The sequence below is a fragment of the Streptomyces dangxiongensis genome (assembly GCF_003675325.1).
Classification (GTDB): Bacteria; Actinomycetota; Actinomycetes; order Streptomycetales; family Streptomycetaceae; genus Streptomyces; species Streptomyces dangxiongensis.
Window position 1 is genome coordinate 1,641,148 of the sequence record NZ_CP033073.1, and the last position, 20,737, is coordinate 1,661,884.

Below are 20,737 nucleotides of genomic sequence, written 5' to 3' on the forward strand. Positions count from 1 at the left end.
GGAGGGCAACGTGGCGCATACCGCCATGTCTGGTAACGGAACCACCGGTGACGATCCGCTCCAGACCGCGGTATGGCGGTTGCGCAGCCGTGCCTGCTGGGCCGATGCCGCGGCCCTGCTGCCGGCCGACCGTCCCGGTACGGCGTTGCAGCGTGCCGGGCTCCTGGTCGAACGGTGCCTGTACACCGAGCGGGGCTGGCAGGACGCGGAGGACGCGCTGCGGACGGCGGAGGCCCTGGCACCCGGTGACGAGGAGCGCGGGGCCGCCGCCTGCGAGCGGGGCCAACTCGCCTACGCCGCCACGCTGCACGGGGTCCGCGACCGGGCCGACGAGGCGCGGGCCGCGCTCGGCCGGGCGGCGGCGCTGATCCCTCCGGGGGCGGCCGGGCGGGCCCTGCTGGACTTCCGCCGGGGACTGCTCGCCGAGAACCTGACCCGCTCCCCGCAGGCGGCCCGCGCCGCGTACCGGCGCGCGCACGCGGGCGCCACGGCCCACGGGGACCCGCTGCTGCTGTCGTTCACCTGGCGGCACCTCGCCGGACTCGCCCTGCGCGAGGGCGACGTGGCGCAGGCCCGGCACGGCTTCGCCGAATCCCTGCGCCTGCGCGAGGAGTTGGGCTACCTGGTGGGCACGGCCCCCGCGCTGGCCTCCCTGGCCGACACGGAGGAGGAACCGGAGGCGTCCCGCCTGCGCGAGGAGGCCCGCCGCCTGTTCCGCCTCCTCGGCGGCGTCCCCACCTGGCTGTCCCACCACCTGACCCCACCCACCCCGGGCACGGCGACGGCATGAACCCCGAAGAAACACGGGCGCCACCCGTCCGTCGGCGAGGGCCCCGAAAGCCACGAGCATAACTACGTGCCACACACACAACGGCCCCCGAAGGGGCGCGGGGAACTGCGCGACCAGCCACAGCGAACCCGCACCCGAAGGACCCCGCGCCCCCGGAACCGCTCAGCCCGCGCAGGCGAAGTGCTCTCCCACCAGCCCCCGCACCACGTCACAGTCCCCGGCGCCCAACGCGTCCAGCAGCGCCAGATGTTCCGCCGCGTCCGCCACCAGCCCGGCCCGCCCGTGCCGTACCGGCGGCCACTGTGCCCGCCGGTGCAGGTCCTCGGCGATCCGGACGAGCTGTTCGTTGCCCGACAGACCGAGCAGGGCCCGGTGGAACGCACGGTCGGCCTCCGCGTACGTCGCAGGGCAGCCGCACGCGGCCGCCCGGACGCTCTCCTCGGCGAGGGGCCGCAGCGCGGCCCACCGTTCGGCCGGCACCGTGCGGGCGAGCCGCAATATCACCGGCACCTCGAGCAGCGCGCGGACCTCGGCCAGTTCGGCCAGTTCCCGCGCCCCCCGCCGCACGACCCGGAAGCCGCGGTTGGGGACGACCTCGACGGCGCCTTCCAGGGCGAGCTGCTGCATGGATTCCCGCACGGGCGTGGCGGAGACCCCGAAGCGTTCACCGAGCGCCGGCGCCGAGTACACCTCGCCCGGCCGCAGCTCGCCGGTGACCAGCGCGGTGCGCAGGGCGTCGAGGATCTGCCCGCGGACGGAGGAGCGCCGCACCGCGGCCCGCGCTCCCGGGGCCGGCCGTTCGCCGTGGGTGTGCTCCCCCCGCGCCGCGCCCGGCGCCGTGGCGTCCCGCTCCCTGGCGGGGGCCTCGGCTCCGGCCGGGCGCTGCTGTGGCGGCACCCGGGCGGCAGGCGTGCCCGCGGAGTCCTGCACGCCCTGCTTCACGGGTCCTCCTGGCGGCTTGTCGGCACTTGGGTCATTAACGACGGGTTGTCACTGGTCCGTCAAGCACCTTAGGCGCACCGGGCGGCAGCGCAAACTCCACCGCGACGAGTAAGGTAAGGCTTACCTGTGCACGCCAGTCCTGACCGAGGACGTGTCGAAGGGTCGGTGGTCCCGCCATGCCCGCTGCGGCCTCGCCGCTCACCCCCGCGTACGGCCGCCTGGGCGCGGCCCTGCCGGCGCTGACCGTGACCGAGCTGGGCCCGGACGACCCGGTACCCGCCGGCGAGGGCTGGACCCGTGCCGCCGGGCTCGCCGCCGGCGGGGAGGACCTGGACGCGTTCCTGGCCTGGGACGCCGCCCAGGTGCTGCGCGACCACGGCCGGCCCGCCCGCCCCGACGTCGTCGCGAGCTTCGGTCTGCACCGCTACGCCTGGGCCGCCTGCCTGCTGATCACCGTGCCGTGGTTCCTGCACCGCCGAGTACCCCGGCTGCCCGTGACGCACGTCGCGTACCACCGCACGGCCGGCCGGATGGCCGTACGCCCGCCCGTCTCCCTCGCCTGCCTGCCGGGCGATCCGGCCACCGCGCTGCCCGGCACGGTCGTCGTACCGGACGAGGAGGCCCTGCGGGCCCGGGTGCGGGCGGCCGTGGCCGAGCACCTGGAGCCGGTGCTGGACGCCTTCGGGTCCCGGGCCCGGCGCCGCGGGCGTGCCCTGTGGGGCATGGCGACCGACGAGGTCGTGGAGGGGCTGTGGTACGTCGCCCGGCTGCTCGGCGGGGACGAGGAGCGGCGGGCCGTACGGGAGCTGGGGCTGCTGCTGCCCGGCGCGACCCGGCCGTACGCGGGTGCGGCGGCGTTCCGGACGTCGACGGCTCCGGACGGGGCTCCCGTGGCGACCCGGGTCCGGGCGAGCTGCTGCATGTTCTACACGGTCCGCCCCGAGGACACGTGCGCCACCTGTCCGCGCGCCTGCGAGGGCGAGCGGATCGCCAAGGCGTCGCGTGTCGTGGCGGCTTGAGTGACCGTCAGGTCACCGGCAGGGCTCCGCGTCCACTAGGATCACCGCGACGGGACCACCCGGCTCGCGGAGCGGCCCCGGACAGGCGCTTCACCCTTTCCTCACCTGCCGCGGGAACTTTCCGGGGGACCACCCGTACGGGTAGTCTTATTCGAACTCAACTCCCGACCCTCACGCGGCAGTTCGAGCAGAAAGCCGTCCCCGGTCATCCCCTTGCACCTCGTTGGCGGCCTCTTGCCCCGAAACCCCCTGAGGGCCGTCGGGAGTGGGCCACTATGGCGGGCGTTACGCCCTATCCCAATGCAAGGGACCCCTGATGAGATTGACCGACATATCGCTGAACTGGCTGCTTCCGGGCGCCGTGCTGCTCCTGGGCATGCTGGCGGCGGTGGCGGTGCTCGCGCGAGGCAAGCGCACCTCCGGGGAGAACGCGAGCGCGGACGACTCGTGGGAGCGCAGCGAGGAGCGCCGGCGGCGCAAGGAGGCCGTCTACGGCACGGCCTCCTATGTGCTCCTCTTCTGCTGCGCGGCGGTCGCGGCCGCCCTGTCCTTCCACGGGCTGGTCGGCTTCGGCGAGCAGAACCTGGGGCTGACCGACGGCTGGCAGTACCTGGTGCCGTTCGGCCTGGACGGCGCGGCGATGTTCTGCTCCGTGCTCGCGGTGCGCGAGGCCAGCCACGGTGACGCGGCCCTCGGCTCGCGGCTGCTCGTCTGGATGTTCGCGGCGGCGGCGGCCTGGTTCAACTGGGTGCACGCACCCCGGGGTGCCGGTCACGACGGCGCGCCGCAGTTCTTCTCCGGCATGTCGCTGTCGGCGGCCGTGCTGTTCGACCGGGCGCTGAAGCAGACCCGCCGGGCCGCGCTGCGCGAGCAGGGCCTCGTACCGCGTCCGCTGCCGCAGATCCGCATGGTCCGCTGGATGCGGGCGCCCCGCGAGACCTACCGCGCCTGGTCGCTGATGCTCCTGGAGGGCGTACGCAGCCTCGACGAGGCGGTCGAGGAGGTCCGCGAGGACAAGCGGCAGAAGGAGGAGACCCGGCAGCGGCGGCGCGACCAGCAGCGCGTGGAGCGTGCCCAGTTGAAGGCGATCAGCCGAGGTCACCGCGGATTCGTCGGCCGCACCGGCCGGCAGGTCGAGGTGCAGGCGGTGGAGCGCGGCCCGGCCCCGGCGACCGCGGAGCCTGCCATATCGACCGCGGAACAGCTACCCGTCCGCGCCCGGCCCTCCCTTCAGCCGGTCCGCAGCGGAGCTGAGCCGGTGGCCGTCGACCTCACCGCGGAGGATGACACGATGGCCCTGCCGCGCCTGGACTCCCTGGAGCGCAAGCTCAAGGACCTGGAGCAGCAGTTCGGCTGACAGCCGGCCCGCGGGTGACCGCGGCACGGGGCGGGGGCGTGACCACACGGGTCACGCCCCCGCCCCGTTGCCGTCCGTGCCGGCCGTGCCGTCACGCCGCCTCGGCACCGAGTTCGAACCACACCGACTTGCCCACCCCGTGCGGCCGTACCCCCCAGGCGTCGGCGAGGCACTCCACGAGCACCAGGCCCCGGCCGTGCGTGTCGTCGTCCGGTCGCGGGGCGTGCGGCGCCGGTCTGCGGGCCACGAAGTCCCGTACCTCCACCCGTAGTCCGCCCGGTTCCACGACGGCCGTGAGGACTGCGTCGTCGTCGGTGTGGACGAGCGCGTTGGTGACGAGTTCACTGGTGAGCAGCTCGGCGATCTCCGAGCGGCCCGGTTTCCCCCAGTGCCGCAGCAGTTCACGCAGTTCCCGGCGGGCCTCCGGCACCGCTTTGAGGTCCGCCCGGTCCAGCCTGCGCCTCAGTCGCTGCGCGTGTTCCGTGATGGTGCCGGCCCTTTCCCCCGCCGTCTCCCCCGCCTTCACCGAGGAGGCCCCGATGGTCACGGGACCGCCTCCTCGTGCCTGCCTCTTCATGACCCCCGCCCGCACGCCGCCGGTCCCTGCCCTTCCTGGTCGAACACGTTCACGGGGGGATGCTTGCCCAGCAGGCCCCCGGGCAGTCCTGCGGTATGCCCGATGACCGGTGGTTCGGCCACCTGCGCACCCCGCCCCGGCCGGCCGCCCGACTCGGTCGTGGCCACGCCCCGGGCTTCTCGTACGTCGCTGGGCGCCACGGACGCCCCGCGACACCGGTCCGGCTCCGCCCGGCACCAACTGTCCGCGCGCCGTCACGCCGCGTGAAACTGGCCGAAAGCCGTCCCCACGAGATCAGGGACGCGGCACGTTGCGCAGGTTGGAGCGGGCCATCTGGAGCATCCGGCCCACCCCGCCGTCGAGCACGGTCTTCGAGGCGGACAGGGCGAACCCGGTGACCATCTCCGCGCTGATCCGCGGCGGGATGGACAGCGCGTTGGGGTCGGTGACGATGTCCACCAGGGCCGGCCCCTTGTGCCGGAAGGCGTCCTTGAGGGCGCCGGCGAGCTGCTTGGGCTTCTCCACCCGCACCCCGTGGGCACCGCACGCCCGGGCGACGGCGGCGAAGTCGGGGTTGGTGTTGGTGGTGCCGTACGAGGGCAGACCCGCGACCAGCATCTCCAACTCGACCATGCCGAGGGAGGAGTTGTTGAACAGCACCACCTTGACCGGCAGGTCGTACTGCACCAGCGTCAGGAAGTCGCCCATCAGCATGGAGAATCCGCCGTCGCCGGACATGGCCACGACCTGCCGGCGGCGGTCGGTGAACTGCGCGCCGATCGCCATCGGCAGCGCGTTCGCCATCGACCCGTGCGAGAACGAACCGATGATCCGGCGGCGGCCGTTCGGCGTGATGTAGCGGGCCGCCCAGACGTTGCACATGCCCGTGTCGACGGTGAACACCGCGTCGTCGGCGGCGACCTCGTCCAGTACGGCGGCCACGTACTCCGGATGGATCGGGACGTGCTTGTCGACCTTCCGGGTGTACGCCTTGACCACGCCCTCCAGCGCGTCGGCGTGCTTCTTCAGCATCTTGTCGAGGAAGCGCCGGCTGGTCTTCTCCCGCACCCGCGGGATCAGGCAGCGCAGCGTCTCGCGGACGTCGCCCCACACGGCGAGGTCGAGCCGGGAACGGCGGCCGAGCACCTCGGGCCGCACGTCGACCTGGGCGATCCGCACGTCGTCCGGCAGGAAGGCGTTGTACGGGAAGTCGGTGCCGAGCAGGAGCAGCAGGTCGCACGCGTGGGTGGCCTCGTAGGCGGCGCCGTAGCCGAGGAGTCCGCTCATCCCCACGTCGAACCTGTTGTCGTACTGGATGAACTCCTTGCCGCGCAGGGCGTGTCCCACCGGTGATTTGATCTTCTCCGCGAACCGCATGACCTCGGCGTGGGCGCCGGCCGTTCCGCTGCCGCAGAACAGGGTGACCTTGTCGGCCGCGTCGATCATCTCCACGAGCCGGTCGATCTCGGTGTCGCTGGGCCGGACGGTCGGCCGGGACGTGACGAGGGCGCTCTGCGGGGCCTTCTCCGGAGCCGGTTCGCCGGCGATGTCACCCGGCAGGGACACCACGCTCACGCCGCTGCGTCCGACCGCGTGCTGGATGGCGCTCTGGAGCAGCCGGGGCATCTGCTTCGGGCTGGAGATCAGCTCGCAGTAGTGGCTGCACTCCTGGAACAGCCGGTCCGGGTGCGTCTCCTGGAAGTAGCCGAGGCCGATCTCGCTGGACGGGATGTGCGAGGCGAGGGCCAGGACGGGGGCCATGGAGCGGTGGGCGTCGTACAGCCCGTTGACGAGGTGCAGGTTGCCCGGGCCGCTGGAGCCGGCGCAGGCGGCCAGAACGCCGGTGAGCTGGGCCTCGGCGCCGGCCGCGAACGCGGCGGTCTCCTCGTGGCGTACGTGGACCCAGTCGATGGCCGCGTTGCGGCGGACGGCGTCCACGACCGGGTTGAGGCTGTCCCCGACGACACCGTAGAGGCGGCGCACCCCGGCGCGGACGAGGATGTCGACGAACTGCTCGGCGACGTTCTGTTTGGCCATGGCGCGCGTTGCCCCTTCGCTGTCCCGGGATAGCCCTCCCGTTCCATGAATCCACAGGGGCCGCGATTACGCCTCCCACACGGCCGCCGCCGTACGGTCGTCGGCGTAGCCCTTCACCCGCACCTGGGCGTCGGCGAGGAACGCGGCGAGGCCGGGCGGGGTGCGTCCGGACCAGCGGCGGGCCAGGTAGGCGCACAGGGCGGCCTCGCCGCGCAGCGGCTCGGCCAGACCCGCGGTGCACATCACCAGCGCGTCACCCGGGCGGGCTACCGAGGCGCGGAAGCGGAACGGCTCCCGGGGCGGCTCGGGAACGGTCTCCGGGGCGGGCTCGAACGGGCTCGGCGGGGCCGGGACGCCGAGGTCCATCGTCAGCCGGTCACCCTCGGGGGTCCGCTCCGCCGGCGAACCGGCGAGGGCGACCGGGCGGCCCGCGTCCGCGGTGTCGGTGGTGTCCCTGGTATCGGTGGCGTCCCTGCGGTCCTCGGGCGGCGTGACCGGCTCGATGTCCCGCCACACGCCGTCCCGCAGCCGGAACAGGCCGCCGTCCCCGACACCGAAGAACACGCGCGTACGGCAGTCCGGGTCGGCGGGCAGGAGCAGACAGCGCAGGCTCGCCGCGTACTCCTCGGGGTCGACGCCCCGTTCGGCGGCGCTCGCGCGCAGCCTGCCCAGACCGCGGTCGGTCAGCCGGTGCAGGCCGGCCTTCAGGTCACCGCGCCGGGCCGTGCGGATGTCCTCCACGAGCCGCTGGTGACTGCGGCCCACGGCCCGGCCGATCCACCGGCACGCCTCGGCCGCCGCCAGGTGCGCGCCGGGCGTGGACCGCGCGCCGGTGGCCATCGCGACGAGGACGAGCGCCTGCTCGCCGGTCCCGAAGCGCGCGGTGAGCAGCGCGTCCCGGCGGGGCTCGCCGCGGTAGCGCGCCGAGTCCCCGCGGAGCGACACGGCCCGCAGCGTGCACGGTCCGTACCGCGCGCCGTCCAGCACGGTGTCCGCGACCAGCTCGTCCAGCCCGTCCGGGGGCCGCGAGCGGGAGCGCGGTGGGTTCGGGGTCGTAGGTGGGAGGCCCGGAGCCGACGTAGTCGACGGAGGGGGCGGAGGGGCCGTAGGGGCCGGACGGTGCGGAGGGGACTGTCGGTGGGCCGGCAGCGGGTGCGAGGGAGGTGGGCGCGGGCTCCGGGACGGAGGATGCGCCGGCCTCAAGGGACTCGGCGGCGTACGGGGGTGGGACGTACGGGGGCGAGGCGGGGGCCTCCGGGGCCGCGGGCGGCGCAGGGGGCGCGGGCGGCGGTGGTCCGGTGGGTGGGACGGGTCCGACGGGCGGGGTCGGCCCGGCGGGTGAGGTCGGCCCGGCGGGCGGGGCCGGGTCGGTGGGCGGGGCCGGGTCGGTGGGGGCGGCGCGTTGGGGTGGCACCGACGCGGCGGCCGGGGGCGGCGGTTGGCGGGCCGGTGGGTCCCGTCGGGCCACCGTGTTCCTCGCCGAGGTGAAGCGGTCGTCCAGGGAATCGGGCACGGCCGTGGGGCCCGTGTCCTGGGCGGAGTCGTCGTAAAGCTGACCCCACCAGTCGTCCTCGGAACGGGCGGGACTTCCCCCCTGCTGGCTCATGCCCCCTGATTGTCCACCGCACGGGCGGCGGGGAAACGGGGCTCGGGAAAATTCGGCACACCCGGCCCCGCCGGACGGCCTGTCGAGTGAGTGGGTGAACAGCCGTACGAGGAGCGGTCGATGGCCACCGGGCGGCCCCACCCCCCACGGGAGGACCGCCCGGCGACGTCCCGAGTGGCCCGGAACCGGGCCACGGTCGGTGGACCGGGCGTCCCTGACGCGCCCGGTGGGCCGGACTGACGGCTGGGTTCCCGGGGCACGGCCGCGCATGCGCGTTCGGCCACGCGTCCCTCGGTACTGCCACTTTCACAGAGACCACACCGCTACGGCGATGACGGACGAGGCGGCCTACCGGATGCTGGTGTCCGCGGGCGCGGCCGACGTGGCCGATCTGGCCGGGCGCCTGGCGCTGGCCGAGCAGGACGCCGAGCGCGCGCTGCGCCGGCTGGAGCGGCAGGGGCTGGCGGCCCGGTCCTCGGCGCGGCCGGGCCGCTGGGTGGCTGCGCCGCCCGGAGTGGCGCTGGGCGCGCTGCTCACCCAGCAGCGGCACGAGCTGGACAAGGCGGAGCTGACGGCCGCGCTGCTCGCGGAGGAGTACCGGGCGGCGTCGGCCGAACCTGCGGTGCACGACCTGGTGGAGGTGGTGACCGGCGCGTCCGCGGTCGCCCAGCGGTTCCTGCAACTGCAGTTGGGTGCGACCGAGGAGGTGTGCGCGCTCGTCACCGGCGATCCCGTGGTCGTGACCGGCACGGAGAACGAGGCGGAGGAGCGGGCGGCCGGACGTGGGGTGCGCTACCGCGTGGTGGTGGAACGGGCCGTGCTGGACCTGCCGTACGGGCCGGCCGAGCTGACGGCGGCGCTCGGCCGTGGTGAGCGGGTGCGGCTGGTGGACCGGGTGCCGACCAAGCTGGTGGTGGCCGACCGCTCGCTGGCGCTGGTGCCGCTGACCTCGAAGACGGCGGAACCGGCCGCGCTGGTGGTGCATGCCGGCGGGCTGCTGGAGCTGCTGGCGGCGCTGTTCGGGTCGGTGTGGCGGGACGCGCTGCCCCTGCGCCTGGACGCCGGCACGGTGACCCGGGAGCGGCCGGACGGCCCGGACGCCACCGACCTGGAGGTGCTGTCGCTGCTGTTGGCGGGGCTCACCGACGCCAGCGTGGCGAAGCAGCTCGGCCTGGGCCTGCGGACCGTGCAGCGCCGCGTGCGGCGTCTGATGGAGCTGGCCGGGGTGACGACCCGGCTGCAACTGGGCTGGCACGCCTGGGAACGGGGCTGGGTGACCCGCGAGGAGCCCCGCTGACCTTCCCTGCCTGTGGTCAGTGGGTCAGGGCGCGGTGGACCGTGTCGGCGACGACGCTCATGCCGGCGTCGTCGAAGTGCAGGTGGTCGCCGGGGTCGTAGGCGGGCGACAGCCGGGTGGGCGCGGCCGGATCGCGTACGGCGGCGTCGGCGTCGGCGACCGCGTCGAAGACGCCGCCGCCACGGATGAAGGCGTTCACCCGCTGCCGTACGGCCTCACGGGCGGCGGTCCAGGCGGGGTGGCCGCCGTACGGGGTGAGGGTGACGCCGACGACCCGGATGCCGCGGGCGTGGGCCCGGGCGACGAGGGTGCGGTAGGCGGCGGCGTAGGCGGCCGGATCGCTCGCCGCCGGGGCGCCGTTGATGTCGTTGACGCCCTCCAGGACGACCAGGACCCGTACCCGGGGCCGGTCCAGGGCGTCGGCGTCCAGCCGGGCGAGGGCGCTGGGGCCGGTGCCGTCGCGCAACAGCCGGTTGCCGGCGATACCGGCGTTGAGGACGCCGAACCGGTGCCCGCGCAGCCGCTGGGCGAGCCGGTCGGGCCAGCGGCGGTCGGTGTCGGGGGTGGAGCCGGTGCCGTCGGTGAGCGAGTCACCGAACGCGACGATGCTGCCCCGGGCGGCGCCGCGGACATCGACGCCGGTGACGTAGTACCAGTGGGCGGTGGTCGCGGTGTATGCGGTGCCGTCCTCGTCGGCCGCCCGGCCGGCGCCGGAGCGGGCCAGGTAGCTGGTCCGCAGGGCGGTGCGGTGGTAGGTGGCGGGCCCGGAGTCGTCCGGCGTGTACACGGTGACGAGCAGGTCGGCGCCGGCCGGCACCGGCAGCGGCACCGGGTCGGTGACCGTGTCCGCGCCCGGCGGGACGGTGGTCCGCGGGGCGCCGTGGAAGGTGGCCGTGTGCAGGGTGCCGGGGACGGCGGCGGGCCCGGCCGCCCGGCGCAGCGCGACGGTGACCGCGCCCAGGCGCAGGGGCTCGGTGCCGAGCCGGTTGCTGAGCCGGAGGCGGACGGCGGTGCCGCCGATGCTCAGGTGGACGACGTTGCGGACGGCGGCGCCGGGCAGCGGGGCGGTGGTACCGGAGGGCGCGGCCTCCCAGCCGCCGGTCCACGGCAGCGCGGCGGGCTCGGCGACGGCCGGTGCCGCCAGGCCCGGCACCAGCGCCGTCAGGACGACCGCCAGAATCCGTACGACCGTGCGCATGTGTGTCCGCCCTTCCCCGTGACCCGCCGGAGGCGACCGTCCCACACGGCCGGTCCGCGCCACGGGAACGCCGACGACGGTCCACCCGGTCGGCGCAACGGAGTTCACGCTTTCCCGCACGGGGGCTCTCGGCCGGTGCAAGGGGAAGGGAGCGGTGCGAGGGAAGGGGGCGGCCCCGCTGAGACCGCGGGGCAAGGACTGACGAGCGGCCGGGAGGGGGCGCGCCGACGACACGAACGGCCGGGGTGGGCTGAGTTGCGGTCGGCGCGGCCCCTGCCGAGGGCGGCGGTGGTGGCGCACAACGGCTCGTGCGGAGACCGCCTACGTGCGGTGCGCGGTGGTCACCAGGGCAACTCGCCGGCCACCCGCAGGTGTTGCACCGCGTACGACCGCCACGGTCGCCAGGTGCCGGGGATGTCGGCGCCGGGCGGGGCCACGTCGGGGTCGCCGAGGGCGCGTACGCGCAGGGCGGCGACGACGGCCGGATCCATGCCGGGCAGGGCGAGCAGGGCCTTCTCGGCGTCGTCCCGGTCGGCGCCCGCGTCCAGCCGTACGGTGCCGTCGGCTAGGGCGGCGGCCAGCGCGCCCAGCGGGCCGGCGGGTTCGGCCTCGGCGAGGACGGCGGGCTCGGGGAAGAGATGCGTGAGGCTGCCGCAGGGCGCGTCGAGGGTCTTGCCGTACCTGCGCACCAGTTCCTGGGCGCCCCGGGTGCCGGCCAGGGCGCGCACGGCGGGCTCCAGCGGGTCCACCGCACCGGGCGAGCGCAGCCCGGGCCGGGCGGCGACGAGCGGGGCGAGCCGCGGGGCGGCACCGAGGCGCTCGTCGACGGCGTACGGGTCGGCGTCCAGGTCGAACAGCCGCCGCAGCCGTTGCACGGCGGTGGTGAGGTCCCGGGGGTCGGTGAGGTTCAGCCGGGCCTCGAGCCAGCCGCCCGGGTGGGTGCCGGCACCGGCCCTCGCCGCCCGGGTGCGTTCGTGGACGGCGACGAGCGCGGTGCCGTACGGCAGCCGCAGACCGCGCCGGTAGGTTCGGCCGCCCGGTCCGCCGGTCACCTCCTCGACGCCCGGCACGGCCTCCCGGGCGAGCTGGTCGAAGACGGCGGCGGCCTGGTACGTGCCCCGGTGGGCGAGCCGGAGCGGGATGCCGGCGCCGGGCACGGCGCGGCGGACGCCCCGGTCGCGGGGGGCGGCGGCGCGCACCTCGGTCGGTGTCGCGTCGTACACCTCGCGGATGGTGTCGTTGAACTGCCGCACGCTGGCGAACCCGGACGCGAACGCGATCTGGGTGACGGGCAGGTCGGTGGTCCGGAGCAGCACCCGCGCGGTGTGCGCCCGCTGTGCCCGGGCGAGCGCGACGGGTCCGGCGCCCAGTTCGGCGGTGAGCTGCCGCTGGACCTGCCGGGCGCTGTAGCCGAGCCGCGCGGCGAGCCCGGCGACACCCTCGCGGTCCACGACGCCGTCGGCGATCAGGCGCATGGCCCGGCCGACGACGTCCGCGCGGACGTTCCACTCCGCCGAACCGGGCACGGCGTCCGGCCGGCACCGCCGGCAGGCGCGGAACCCGGAGCCCTGGGCGGCGGCGACCGTCGCGAAGAACCGCACGTTGTGCCGCTTCGGCGTCACCGCCGGGCAACTGGGCCGGCAGTAGATGCCGGTGGTCTCGACAGCGAAGAAGAACGCCCCGTCGAACCGTCCGTCCCGGCTGCGTACAGCCTCGTACCTGGTGTCCGCGTCCATCACGTCTCCCAGTGTGCGCCGGGGCACCGGACGCGGCTGGCGGAAATCGGACGAGGACCGGGATGCCGGCGGCGGGACCCGGGGGCGGCACCCCCGGGAGGCCGTTGCGTGCGGTACCCGGAGCGACGGGACAGCGACAGGACCCGCAAGTTGCCGCTCCCGGGTCCCGTCCTGGTGCGGGCCGGCTAGGGCCTGTCTCTTTGGTCAGCGTCGGCTCCAGATGAGGATGCCCGCGAGGTGGAGTGCGGCCTGGTAGGCGATCGCGAGCTTGTCGGTTCGTGTGGCCAGGCCGCGCCACTGCTTGAGGCGGTTGATGCACCGCTCGACACTGTTGCGCTGCTTGTATGCCTCGCTGTCGAAGCCGGGCGGACGGCCACCGAGTCGGCCTCGCCGTAGACGGTGGCCGACTTGGTCGGACGGCTGCGGGATGACAGCACGGATGCCCCGGCGCCGCAGGTGGGCGCGGATGGCGCGTGAGGAGTACGCGCGGTCGGCCAGGACGGCCAGGGGCCGGGTCCTGGGCCTTCCCGGGCCGGGACGAGGTACGCGGATGCGGGACATCACCGTCTCGAAGGCGGGTGCGTCACCTGCTTGGCCTGCGGTGACGGTGAAGGCCAGGGGTCGTGCGTGGCCGTCTGCGGCCAGGTGGACCTTGGTGCTCAGCCCGCCGCGCGAGCGTCCCAGCCCGTGATCGGCGGGCTCTCCCGGGCGCGTCGCCCCTTTTGCGTGCTCCGGCAGCGTGCTGGTGGGCCCGCACGACCGTGGAGTCCACCGACACCGTCCAGTCGAGGTCGTCATCGGCGTCCGCTGCCGCCAGGACAGCGGCGAGGATCATCTCCCAGGTGCCGTCGACGGCCCATCTGATCAGCCGTTTGTGAGCGGTCTGGAATGAGCCGAGCTCGTCGGGAAGGTCTCGCCAGGGCGAGTTGGTGCGGTACTTCCACGCGATGGCCTCGAGCGTTCGGCGGTGATCGGCCCAACGCCGCCCGCGGACCGGATCGGCCGGCATCAGCGGCTCGATCCGGTCCCACATCGCATCGGTGATCACTAATCGGACAGACACATCCGATCAACTGACCAATCCATCAAAGAGACACGCTCTAGTTCCAGGGCCTGCGCTTGGCCGCGCCGGCGGCCTTGCCGGCGGCGGTCTTCCGGTGCCAGTCCTTCTTCAGCTCGGACCGGAGCCGCGCGTTCGACTTGGCCACGGTCCACTGGTTCTCCCGCACGAGCTTGCGGTAGCTCTCCAGCCGCCGGTCCGGAAGGTCGCCGTCCTCCACGGCGGAACGCACCGCGCAGCCCGGCTCCGCCTCGTGGGCGCAGTCGTGGAACCGGCACCCCGCGGCCAGTTCCTCGATCTCGGCGAACACCTGCCCGACCCCGGTCCCGGCGTCGTACATGCCGACGCCCCGCAGCCCGGGCGTGTCGATGAGGACGCCGCCGGAGGGCAGGGTGAGCAGGTTGCGGGTGGTCGTGGTGTGCCGGCCCTTGCCGTCGACGTCACGGGCGGCCTGCACCTCCATGACGTCCGCACCGGCGAGCCCGTTGGCGAGCGTGGACTTGCCCGCGCCGGACTGGCCGAGCAGCACGCTGCTACCGGAGCCGACCAGCGCGACGAGGACGTCGAGGCCGTCGCCGTGCAGGGCGCTGACGGGGACCACGGGCACGCCGGGTGCGCTGGTCTCCACGTCCTGCACGAGGTGGGCCAGGGTGACCGGGTCCGGCACGAGGTCGGCCTTGGTCAGGACGACGACGGGCTGCGCACCGGACTCCCAGGGGAGTACCGGCTCACGCAGCAGCGCTTCACCGGTGGAGCTGGACATCGCAAGTGCGAGGAACCGCTCGATCCGCCCGAGGTCGAGTTCGGCCGCGAGGGACACACAGATGACGATGTGATCGATGTTGGTGGCGAGGACCTGGCCTTCGGAACGCTTCGACGACGTCGAGCGCACGAGAGCGGTACGGCGAGGCAGGAGCGTCCGCACGTACAGCGGGTCGCTGCCTTCCGGGTCGACGGCGACCCAGTCCCCCGTGCACACGACCTTCATCGGGTCACGGGGGACGACGAACTCGGTGTCGGCACGCACGGTGCCGTCCGGCGTGATGACGTCGCACAGACCGCGATCGACCCGCACGACACGGCCGGGCACCAGCCCCTGCTCGGCGTACGGAGCGAACTCAGCGGTCCAGCCTTCATCCCACCCGTAGGGGGCGAGGGCGCGCTGGGCATCAGAAGTGGGAGAGGTGTTGAGCGAAGCGTGGAACAAGGGGAACCCTTCGAAGGGTGGCCCCGGCGGCGCGCTCGGCGCGGGGAAGATGTGTGGATGTCAGCCGGAGACCACAGGGGTGGAAACGATGATGAACTCCTGAATGCGGGCAGCGCCCGTCACCGTGACAGTCATCAATGTCCTCACCCCCTGCTTCCTCGACGAACCGACGCTGTTCCCTCGGGAACGGAACACGACCGTGCCCGGGAACGGGGAAACAGTAGCCCCACCCCAGAGCACGGCGCCAGCGATTAACGGTCGGGCTCAGCCGTACGACACCCGCAGCCAGCGGACGACCCCGGTCCTGGCCACGGCCCGCCCTCACGGATCTGGCAAACGGCGATGATGCGCAGGGCTGAGTCGCAGCCGGGACCGCGGGGGCCGCAGCCGGGGCCCGGTCAGGCGGTGGCCAACGCGCACTGGCCTCGGTCGGCCTTCACCGGTCCGGCGGCGCTGGGACGGACCTCGAAGTCGAACATGGCGGTGGGTACGTACAACGAGCAGCAGGCGTTGGGGATGTCGACGATGCCGCTGATACGTCCCTCTATGGGGGAGGAGCCGAGCAGCAGGTAGGCCTGCTCTCCGCTGTAGCCGAACTTCTTGAAGTACTCGACGGCGTTGAGGCAGGCCCGGCGGTAGGCCAGTGTCGCGTCGAGGTAGTAGTTCGTGTCCGTGTCGTGGTCGACGGAGATCCCGATGAAGGTGAGGAACTCCGTGTACCTCGGCTCGACGTTGCCCGGAATGAACACGGGGTTGGTGGAGATGCCGTACGTCTCCATGCCGCCCTTGATCAGGTCGACGTGGAAGTCGATGAAGCCGCCCATCTCGATGGCGCCGCAGAAGGTGATCTCTCCGTCGCCCTGGCTGAAGTGCAGGTCGCCTCCGGAGAGCTTGGCATCCTTGACGTGTACGGGGTAGAAGACCCGCGAACCGCGCGTGAAGTTCTTGATGTCGTGGTTGCCTCCGTTCTCGCGGGCCGGCACCGTGCGTGCGCCTTCCGCGGCGATGCGCGTGGCGAGGTCTCCGGTGGCCGTGCCCGCGAGTGCGTTGGTGCTGTCCGGCGGTACGGCGAGTGGCGGGACCCGGTTCGGGTCGGTGTCGATCAGCGCCTGCTCGCGGGTGTTCCAGCGGGCGAGCATCTCGGTGGACGGGGCGGTTCCGAACAGCCCGGGGTGGGTGATACCGGTGAAGCTGATCCCGGGAAGGTGGCGGGAGACCGCCCGCTGTCCGTGGAAATCCCATATTGCCTTGTAGGCGTCCGGGAAATAGTCGGTCAGGAAGCCGCCGCCGTTGGCCTTGGCGAAGATACCGGTGTAGCCCCAGCCCTGGCCCGCCGCGTCCCCGGTCTGCTGCGGCACGGGGCCGAGATCGAGGATGTCGACGACGAGCAGGTCGCCGGGTTCGGCGCCCTCCACGCCTACCGGACCGCTGAGCATGTGAGGGATGGTCAGGTCGATGTCGCGTACGTCGTTGGCGGTGTCGTTGTTGCCGACCTGGCAGTCGGTCCAGTCGCGGCACTCCATGCGGAACTCCGCTCCCGGCTTGACCATGGCGACGGTGGGGACGTCCGGGTGCCACCTGTTGTGTCCGGGAACGTCCTGGTCACGCATCGACTTACTGTGGTCCACATTGAAGATGATCTCTGGCATGACAGCTCCTGGTTTCTGATCCCGTCACGTTTGTGCGCCGACGCTTCCGGCCGCCGGGGCGGCTGGGGTCGGTTGCCGCGAATTCCGGGTGAGCGGCCACAGCGCCCCGAACACCACCACGCCGAACACCGCCAGCGCGATGGCGGTTTCGTTGGGGTTCACCCAGTAACCGGAGAGCAGCAGCGCCGCGGGAATCGCGGCGGTGACCCAGCCCTGGATCGCCGTGACCCAGCCTGTATAGATTCCGAGGCTGTCCTTCTTGAGCCCGAGCAACAGGAAGAACAGGAACCACAGGAATGCCCAGTAGAGCCAGATGACTCCGAACGGGTAGTCCCTGAAGATCCGGAAATTGACGAACGAGTACCCCAGGGCCGCAACCGCGACGAACAGCGAGTAGTAGCCGACGCCGGTACTGTCGAGACCGGCGAGGAGGCCCACGCCTACATACAGGTAGGTGAAGCCGAACAGATAGATGCCGGATACCGCCAGGATCCCTCTGGGGTCGCCGGCGGCGACGAAGATGAGATAAGTCGGTGTCAGCACCTGCAGTGCGCCCACGAACAGGTTGAACACCGCTGCCGCCTTGGCGTCGACCTTGCCGAGCAACAGCATTCCGTTGATGAAGAGCACTGCACCGACGAACAGCAGTCCCACGTTTCCCACGAGGACGCACCTCCTAAGTCCGCGTGGACGCCCTCAGGGACGCGGCAACCGCGAGAGCGCGGGGTGCGGGTGCCGCGGCACCCTTGCGCGTGACGGCACTTCGGAGACTACTGCCGGGGCCTCACGGGCCTGCTCCTCCTGGTCATGAAGGGCGGCGACCGCGTGCGAGGTCAGCGTGAGGCCGGGCGAGGAGTACACACGTCTCGCAGCGCCTGCGCAAAGAAGGCAGCCGTACACCTCGGGCGCCGTCCCGATCGCCAACTTCACATCGAAAGGCCCACAACGGCTGCATAGATACTCATAGGTTGCCATCAGCAGCCTCCGGATGCCGGTGGACGCTGGCCAACCCGAGCGGTGCGCGCCGATCAGCGCACGCCACAACGTGTTTCCTACCTTCAAGGAGACGTCTCGTGAATCCCCGTGTCAAGTACCGGACGGCCGGGCCTGGACCTTCTCAGAACGACCCGATGGCAAGCGCCGCCGCTGCTGCCGCAAGACCCACCGCGAGACTCGAAGCGGCGTACAGCAGGGACTTGCCGACCTGCCCCTTCTCGCACAGGTGGACCAGCTCGTAACTGAATGTGGAGAACGTCGTATAGGCGCCGCAGAAACCGACGCCGGCGATGGTCACGACCTGCTCCGGCAGTGCGTGCCGTGCGCCGAGGCCCACCAGAAGCCCCAGCACGAACGAGCCGCTCACATTGATCAGCCAGGTGCCGCGCGGGAACACGCCGGGGCTCCGGTACTGCACGTACTGGCCGAGGACGTAACGCGCAACCGCCCCGACCGCGGCCGCCGCACCGACGGCGAGCATGATGATCACCGCACCCACCACCCGTGTCGGCGGGCGCGCCCACGCCGCGCGTCGAGCCGTGTGAGCCGGGCCGACGTCAGCCGACCGATGGCCAGGCCCAGAACAGTGGCGGCCGCCCCGGCGAAGAGGCTCCCGACGATGTTCGACGCCGCAGCCGCGTAGTGGCCGTGGCCCAGCAGGCGATCGGTGTCGACCATCCAGGTCGAGAAGGTGGTGAAGGCGCCGAGGAAGCCGACGGCGGCGAACGGCCGCACGTACCGGGTCGGCGGCCAGGCCTCGATCACATGGACGAGCAGCAGCGCCAGCGCGAACGATCCGGACACGTTGATGGCGAACGTCGTCCACGGGAACGTCGCCCCAGGCGCGGGGAAGGCCAGCCCCAGCGCGTAACGGGCCGTCCCGCCCAGCAGGCCGCCGAGCGCGACCGCCGCCAGGACGCCCCCGCGCAGATGCGCGCGGAACGGCTCCCGAACTCCCGTCACAGACCTCATCTCAATAGCCGCATCCCTATCCATCGAAACACCTCCCCATTATCCCCGGGGATTGCAGCGCCGACGCACACTCGACTAGAATTCAAGATCATCGGCGTTCGACCGGTTGACCGGTGCTCTACCCGTTCACCGGAGCAGTGGCCCCACCGATGGAGGACGGCCATGGCAAAAATCCTTGCGGTGCTCTATCCGGATCCCGTGGGCGGTTATCCTCCCGACTACGCCCGCGACGAGATTCCCACCATCACCGGCTACCCGGGCGGTCAGACCGCGCCGACCCCGCAGGCCGTCGATTTCACCCCGGGGCACCTCCTCGGCTGCGTCTCCGGAGGACTGGGACTGCGCCGGTTCCTGGAGGACCGGGGTCACACCTTCGTCGTCACGAGCGACAAGGAAGGGGCGGACTCCACCCTGGACCGCGAGCTTCCCGACACCGACGTGGTCATCTCGCAGCCGTTCTGGCCCGCCTATCTGACCCCCGAGCGCATCGCCGCGGCTCCCCGGCTCAGACTCGCGATCACCGCGGGGATCGGGTCGGACCACGTCGATCTGCCGAGCGCCATCTCCCAGGGCATGACCGTGGCCGAGGTGACTTTCAGCAACAGCATCAGTGTGTCGGAGCACGCCGTGATGCAGATCCTCACCCTGGTGCACAACTACATGCCGGCTCACGAGTGGGTGACCACCAAGAAGGGCTGGAACATCGCCGACAGCGTCTCGCGCGCCTACGACCTCGAAGGCATGGACGTCGGCGTCCTCGGCTCCGGCCGTATCGGCCAGGCGGTACTGCGCCGCCTCAAGCCGTTCGACGTCACGCTGCACTACTGCGACGTGCACCGGCTGTCCAAGGAGGTGGAGGAGGAACTGGAGCTGACCTGGCATCCCGACGCCCGTTCGCTGGCCTCCTCCGTCGATGTGCTGTCGATCCACACTCCGCTGCATCCACAGACGAAGAACCTCTTCGACGACGAGCTGATCGGGGCCATGAAGCGCGGTTCGTACATCGTCAACACCGCACGGGCGCTCATCGTCAGCCGGGACGCCGTGGTGCGGGCCCTCAACAGCGGCCAACTGGCCGGTTACGCCGGTGACGTCTGGTACCCGCAGCCGCCACCGCCCGACCATCCCTGGCGCACCATGCCGTACGAGGCGATGACGCCGCACGTGTCCGGGTCGACCCTCTCGGCGCAGGCACGCTACGCGGCCGGTACGCGGGAGATCCTGGAGTGCTGGCTCGACGGGCACCCCATCCGCCCGGAGTACCTGATCGTCGAAGGTGGCGGGCTGGCCGGGACGGGAGCGAGCTCCTACACGGTCGCCGGATGACCGCCACGGGCGGAAGTGACATCCGGCGGACAAGAAATCAGCCGAAGATTCAATAGAAGATCCACCACCCCGGCTGTGAGCCGATTCACGCACGATTTACTGGACGGGCACAGGCGAGGCCTTTAGCGTCCGTAAATAGATTGTTCCTCATTACGCGGAGATACCGGCGCCGCGCGTAATCTCTCGCAAGAAGACCAGGCGTACGCCGGGAAGGTGGATCAGTGAGTATGGATGCAGTGTGGGTCCGGGGCGTGACCGGCATTCAGATGCACCACGTGACCGACCTTCAGGATGCCGGCAGGTTTCTGGGCAACGCAGCGATGGCACTGCGGGCCGCGCACGTAAGGACCGGCGCCGACCGGTACTCCGGCATCGCTGCCGAGCTCAAGGCTCTGGTGGAGCGAGTGCGGGAGTTGGAGGAGGAGGCGCGGTCGAGCATGCACGACCTGCACTCCACCGACCCCGATCGGTTCGTCCGCTGCCGGGACGGCCATGAGCCGTGGCCCGGCGAGATCGCGGCAGGATTCATCCCGCGCCACACGTGCAAGGACGAGTGCCTCTACCACGACCGCGAGGTTCTCGACGCCATCATGCAGTGCACCTGCGGACGGCCGCCGTGCCGGGCCTGTGAGATCGGCGGGAGGCTCTGACGAGCCCCGGGCCTCCCGCGGCCGAGGTCGAGTTCCACGGCCGGGACACGGCGGCGACGACGTGGTCCACGTTGGCGGCGAGGAGCTGCCCCTCGGACCGCTTGGAGGGGGTGGAGCGGACGAAGGCGGTGCGGCGCGGCGGATACGCGCGGACGTAGCGGGGATTGCCGTAGGGGTCGACGGCAACCCAGTCGCCGGTGCACACGACCCGGCCGGGCGGGAGCCCGTCGGCCGCGTGGGGGGCGAACGCGTCGGCCCGGTCCTCGTCCCAGCCGTAGCGGGCGAGGGTGGCGGAGGTGGAAGTCAAGTTAGACCCTT

At 72.5% G+C, this 20,737-nt stretch carries 17 protein-coding genes and 2 pseudogenes; 6 read left to right on the top strand and 13 right to left on the bottom strand.

What is annotated here, in order from left to right; genetic code table 11:
* Positions 1-25: 25 nt before the first annotated feature.
* Positions 26-790: a hypothetical protein gene (locus tag D9753_RS07260; RefSeq protein ID WP_163010645.1), complete on the top strand. Its 765-nt coding sequence runs from the start codon at positions 26-28 to the stop codon at positions 788-790.
* Between the two features lie 162 nt (positions 791-952).
* On the opposite strand, the gene D9753_RS07265 is transcribed toward D9753_RS07260, so the two are convergent.
* Positions 953-1,732 carry a GntR family transcriptional regulator gene (locus D9753_RS07265; protein WP_121786255.1) on the bottom strand — a complete coding sequence of 260 codons (780 nt, stop codon included), beginning with the start codon at positions 1,730-1,732 and terminating at the stop codon, positions 953-955.
* A 176-nt stretch (positions 1,733-1,908) separates the two neighbouring features.
* Here D9753_RS07265 and D9753_RS07270 point away from each other — a divergent pair, with 176 nt between their 5' ends.
* Both D9753_RS07270 and D9753_RS07275 read left to right on the top strand, forming a co-directional pair.
* On the top strand, positions 1,909-2,751 hold the full coding sequence (locus tag D9753_RS07270) for a (2Fe-2S)-binding protein (RefSeq protein ID WP_121786256.1): 843 nt from the start codon (positions 1,909-1,911) through the stop codon (positions 2,749-2,751).
* 316 nt (positions 2,752-3,067) lie between these two features.
* Complete coding sequence (locus D9753_RS07275; protein WP_121786257.1) at positions 3,068-4,108, top strand: DUF2637 domain-containing protein; 1,041 nt, start codon at positions 3,068-3,070, stop codon at positions 4,106-4,108.
* A 91-nt stretch (positions 4,109-4,199) separates the two neighbouring features.
* Here D9753_RS07275 and D9753_RS07280 read toward each other — a convergent pair whose 3' ends face one another.
* The 3 genes and pseudogenes from D9753_RS07280 to D9753_RS07295 all read right to left on the bottom strand — a co-directional run bounded on the left by D9753_RS07280 (position 4,200) and on the right by D9753_RS07295 (position 8,328).
* A complete protein-coding gene (locus D9753_RS07280) occupies positions 4,200-4,655 on the bottom strand; it encodes an ATP-binding protein (RefSeq protein WP_121786258.1) in 456 nt (151 codons plus the stop codon).
* A 324-nt stretch (positions 4,656-4,979) separates the two neighbouring features.
* Complete coding sequence (locus D9753_RS07290) at positions 4,980-6,722, bottom strand: pyruvate dehydrogenase (RefSeq protein ID WP_121786259.1); 1,743 nt, start codon at positions 6,720-6,722, stop codon at positions 4,980-4,982.
* 66 nt (positions 6,723-6,788) lie between these two features.
* A pseudogene (locus tag D9753_RS07295) lies at positions 6,789-8,328 on the bottom strand (protein phosphatase 2C domain-containing protein).
* Between the two features lie 331 nt (positions 8,329-8,659).
* On the opposite strand from D9753_RS07295, the gene D9753_RS07300 reads away from it, so the two are divergent.
* Positions 8,660-9,625 carry a helix-turn-helix transcriptional regulator gene (locus tag D9753_RS07300; RefSeq protein WP_121786260.1) on the top strand — a complete coding sequence of 322 codons (966 nt, stop codon included), beginning with the start codon at positions 8,660-8,662 and terminating at the stop codon, positions 9,623-9,625.
* Positions 9,626-9,641: 16 nt separating this feature from the next.
* Here D9753_RS07300 and D9753_RS07305 read toward each other — a convergent pair whose 3' ends face one another.
* From D9753_RS07305 to D9753_RS07345, 8 genes are all read right to left on the bottom strand, one after another.
* Positions 9,642-10,823, bottom strand: a complete 1,182-nt coding sequence (locus tag D9753_RS07305) for a GDSL-type esterase/lipase family protein (RefSeq protein WP_121786261.1) — start codon at positions 10,821-10,823, stop codon at positions 9,642-9,644.
* A gap of 341 nt (positions 10,824-11,164) precedes the next feature.
* Positions 11,165-12,559: a DNA-3-methyladenine glycosylase 2 family protein gene (locus D9753_RS07310; protein ID WP_205614372.1), complete on the bottom strand. Its 1,395-nt coding sequence runs from the start codon at positions 12,557-12,559 to the stop codon at positions 11,165-11,167.
* A gap of 204 nt (positions 12,560-12,763) precedes the next feature.
* A protein-coding gene (locus tag D9753_RS07315) for an IS5 family transposase (protein WP_394346803.1) occupies positions 12,764-13,592 on the bottom strand; the annotation gives its coding sequence in 2 pieces (ribosomal slippage) (positions 12,764-13,253 and positions 13,252-13,592; 831 coding nt in all).
* Between the two features lie 67 nt (positions 13,593-13,659).
* Entirely contained in the window at positions 13,660-14,826 is a 1,167-nt protein-coding gene (gene rsgA / locus D9753_RS07320; protein ID WP_121786263.1) for a ribosome small subunit-dependent GTPase A, read from the bottom strand.
* A 398-nt stretch (positions 14,827-15,224) separates the two neighbouring features.
* On the bottom strand, positions 15,225-16,475 hold the full coding sequence (fmdA, locus tag D9753_RS07325) for a formamidase (protein ID WP_121786264.1): 1,251 nt from the start codon (positions 16,473-16,475) through the stop codon (positions 15,225-15,227).
* A gap of 24 nt (positions 16,476-16,499) precedes the next feature.
* Complete coding sequence (locus D9753_RS07330) at positions 16,500-17,138, bottom strand: AmiS/UreI family transporter (RefSeq protein WP_121786265.1); 639 nt, start codon at positions 17,136-17,138, stop codon at positions 16,500-16,502.
* 454 nt (positions 17,139-17,592) lie between these two features.
* Positions 17,593-17,952: a fluoride efflux transporter CrcB gene (gene crcB / locus D9753_RS07340; protein ID WP_240468437.1), complete on the bottom strand. Its 360-nt coding sequence runs from the start codon at positions 17,950-17,952 to the stop codon at positions 17,593-17,595.
* Positions 17,953-17,957: 5 nt separating this feature from the next.
* Positions 17,958-18,434 carry a fluoride efflux transporter FluC gene (locus D9753_RS07345; RefSeq protein WP_240468072.1) on the bottom strand — a complete coding sequence of 159 codons (477 nt, stop codon included), beginning with the start codon at positions 18,432-18,434 and terminating at the stop codon, positions 17,958-17,960.
* 171 nt (positions 18,435-18,605) lie between these two features.
* Here D9753_RS07345 and D9753_RS07350 point away from each other — a divergent pair, with 171 nt between their 5' ends.
* On the top strand, positions 18,606-19,769 hold the full coding sequence (locus D9753_RS07350) for an NAD-dependent formate dehydrogenase (RefSeq protein WP_121786268.1): 1,164 nt from the start codon (positions 18,606-18,608) through the stop codon (positions 19,767-19,769).
* Positions 19,770-19,996: 227 nt separating this feature from the next.
* Complete coding sequence (locus tag D9753_RS07355; RefSeq protein ID WP_121786269.1) at positions 19,997-20,419, top strand: hypothetical protein; 423 nt, start codon at positions 19,997-19,999, stop codon at positions 20,417-20,419.
* A gap of 17 nt (positions 20,420-20,436) precedes the next feature.
* Here the strand turns inward: D9753_RS07355 and D9753_RS07360 are convergent.
* Positions 20,437-20,726 (bottom strand): annotated as a pseudogene (locus D9753_RS07360) (ribosome small subunit-dependent GTPase A); the annotation flags it as partial.
* Between the last annotated feature and the right edge of the window lie 11 nt (positions 20,727-20,737).